Source organism: Frankia sp. CcWB2 (assembly GCF_977927585.1).
Map to the genome: position 1 here is coordinate 10,696 of NZ_CDWRCM010000122.1, position 2,909 is coordinate 13,604.

The 2,909-nt window shown below is 67.8% G+C and carries 3 protein-coding genes; 2 read left to right on the forward strand and 1 reads right to left on the reverse strand.

What is annotated here, in order from left to right:
• Window positions 1-1,043: malic enzyme-like protein (locus ACY45C_RS13780; RefSeq protein WP_462188007.1), on the forward strand; the 1,043-nt coding region annotated here is incomplete at its 5' end.
• Between the two features lie 577 nt (window positions 1,044-1,620).
• On the opposite strand, the gene ACY45C_RS13785 is transcribed toward ACY45C_RS13780, so the two are convergent.
• The gene (locus ACY45C_RS13785; RefSeq protein WP_462188008.1) at window positions 1,621-2,061 is read right to left on the reverse strand and encodes a type II 3-dehydroquinate dehydratase; all 441 of its coding nucleotides are present in this window, start codon (window positions 2,059-2,061) and stop codon (window positions 1,621-1,623) included.
• Between the two features lie 326 nt (window positions 2,062-2,387).
• On the opposite strand from ACY45C_RS13785, the gene ACY45C_RS13790 reads away from it, so the two are divergent.
• Window positions 2,388-2,909, forward strand: a 522-nt coding sequence (locus ACY45C_RS13790) for an aminotransferase class I/II-fold pyridoxal phosphate-dependent enzyme (protein ID WP_462188009.1), incomplete at its 3' end; no start/stop codon positions are given.

The following is a 2,909-nucleotide window of genomic DNA, read 5'->3' on the forward strand; positions in this document are numbered from 1 at the left end:
CATTGACCTGGCTGGTCCGGGCGCTACGGGAGCGGCTGGGTGCCGATCTGTTGCAGACCGAGGATCCCGTCTTCACCGTCGCGTCGACCGGCAAACTCGCCCAGTGTCTCCGCGCGTCGGTCATGACCGGTCACGATCTTGCGTTGTTGGACGCTGACGCCGATCGCCGCGTCATCAGCCACCTGGCCATGCACCCGGCGCACACCGACCGGTTCACCGGCCGGCCGCGTCGGGTGGCGCTGCTCACCGACGGCAGCGCCGTCCTGGACTTCGAGCCGCTGGCCGCTGAGGCGGCCCTGCCAGCGGTCGAGTCCCAGGCGGTCCACCTGCACCGGGCGACCGGGTTCGACGTCATCCCCATGCCGATCGCCGCCCACACCGCAGCCGAGCTCGCCGCGGCGATCGGCATGCTCGCTCCGGGATTCGCCGCCACCGTCCTGGTCCACACACACGTCCGCCGTATCGACGCCGCCCGCGCCGCGCTGCGGTCCGCCGCCCCGTATCTGCTGCTCGACACCGTCAACGACGGTCTCGCCGTCGCCGCCGCGGCCGCGGTCCTCAACCATCTCCGGGCGCGTGACCTCGCGCCGGGGCGGGCCCGCGTCGCCGTCGTGGACCCGGCTCGGGGCGGCGATCTCGCCGGCTTACTGATCGGTGTCGGCATCCACGAGATCACTCTCTACGATCCGGTCGATTACGGCATCCAGCCGCTGCACCTACTCGCCCCCGAACTCGATCTGATCGTCGACCTGATCGGCTTGGCGGCGCCGCCCAAGGGCGTTCCCGTCCTGCGGACCCGCCCGGAGACGCCCCCTCCGCTGGCCCGCGCCACCTCGGGCCCGCGCCCGCTGCACGCGCTGCCCGGACTGCTGCGGGCGGTCGTCACCACTCGCCGCCCGGTCACCCCCGCTGCCCGCCTCGCCGCCGTGCACGCCCTCATCGGTCAGACGCCGCCCGGCAGCGTGCTGCCTCCCCTCGACCATCCACGGCTCGCCCCCGCCGTTGCCGCGGCCGCCACCCACGCCCTCACCGCGCAGGAGTAGCTCACCGCGCTCCCGGCGGAGGTGGTCACCTGGAGGTGGTCACCTGGAGGTGGTCACCTGGTAGGGGTGGTGGGGCCCGCCACCGACAGGCCCACCGGCGAATCTCGGCGAATGATCGTCCGCTGGGAGGACCGTTCCTCATGAACGGGATGAACCTGGGAGGACCGTTCCTCATGAACGGGATGAACAGGGTGCGTCGTCATGGGCGGCACTCTCCCGCCGGCATGACGGATGCGGAAGTACGGCGGCCCCGGTCTGGTCTTTGCAACACATCGTCCAAAAATGCCCTAAAGGGCCGTGTCCAAAAATGCCCTAAAGGGCCGTACGGCCATATGCCAGTAATGCGCCACCCCGGTTCTTCGGCCTGCCGGGAAGCCCGAGCCGGACCGGCACGGCCGAGGAATCGACATGGCCGAGGAGATGACACCGGGCCGAGGACGCTCGTGCGTCCGAAGCCGGCTGGCCTGGCGTGGGGAGTTCCACGTCGCGGGTGGCCTGGTCACGTTGGGAAGGGGGTACGAATGCTGCTCCGCGTGACCAGCCATCCGAAGAGTCGTTCCTGGCCCGGCGGGACGTCTCAGCTCGGCGCGGGGACGAGGTCCAGCAGTGCCTGAGCGGCAAGCTCGTACCCGAGGGCCCCCAGGCCGACGATCACTCCCCGGGCGAGCGCCGAGAGAATGGATTCGTGCCGGAAGGACTCCCGGGCCCAGACATTGGAGAGATGGACCTCGATCCACGGGTTCGGATAGTTGGCCAAAGCGTCGCGAAGGCTCCAGCCATACATCATCAGCGCACCTGGATTGACGATCGCGCCGATCGAGCCGTAATTATCTTGAATGGTGTTGATCAATTCGCCTTCGGATTCACGTTGCACGGAGACCAGTTTCCATCCGCGGTCCGAGATCCGAGCCGCGACGGCCGCCTCGATATCGGCCAGTGTCGCCGTGCCGTAAACTTCCGGCTGGCGCCGGCCGAGTATGCCCAGATTGGGGCCATTCAGGAGAAGTAGCGTGGGCACGGCACCTCGCAGACAGGCTGGCCGGCTCGACGGCCGGCGTCTCTTATCCGGAACCCCACATTTATAGCAAAGCCACCTGCTGGACACCTGTGAGCTGGGCGGATTGGCTGAGATGTTCTTCTAGAGTTCATTTGTAGCCCGTCCATTGATGCTGATGTGTCATGTCCGGAGGTCGATGGGGAATCCGGGGGTACTGAAGGTACCGTCCGTCATGCATCCTCTTGTGTGGATTCCTTCGCTGGTCGCGATAATGGAACCGTCGACGGAACCTTGATCCCGGCGCGGAGAACAACGGTATGGCCACAGGTAAGAAAAGGGCGGGGATCGTGATCGGTAGAGCACGGCATGCGCCGGAGTTGCCAGCCTGGCCGCAGTACTCCGACGAGGAGCGCGGTGGTCTGATCCGGGCGTTGGAACAGGGCCAATGGTGGCGCATGGGTGGCAGCGAGGTCGATACCTTCGAGCGGGAATTCGCTGCCTACCATGGGGCCAGCCACGCCCTCGCCGTAACCAACGGGACGCATGCGTTGGAGCTCGCGTTGCAGGTCCTGGGGGTCGGACCTGGCAGTGAGGTCATCGTGCCGGCGTTCACCTTCATCTCCTCCTCGCAGGCGGCCCAGCGCCTCGGCGCGGTGGCCGTGCCGGTCGACATCGACCCGGACACGTACTGCATCGAGGTCACCGCCGCGGCAGCTGCGGTGACCCCACGCACTCGGGCGATCATGCCGGTGCATATGGCGGGCCAGGTCTGCGACATGGACGCCCTGGCGAAGCTGTCCGCGGATGCCGGGGTCCCGCTGATCCAGGACGCGGCGCACGCGCACGGTGCGCAGTGGCAGGGTAAGAAG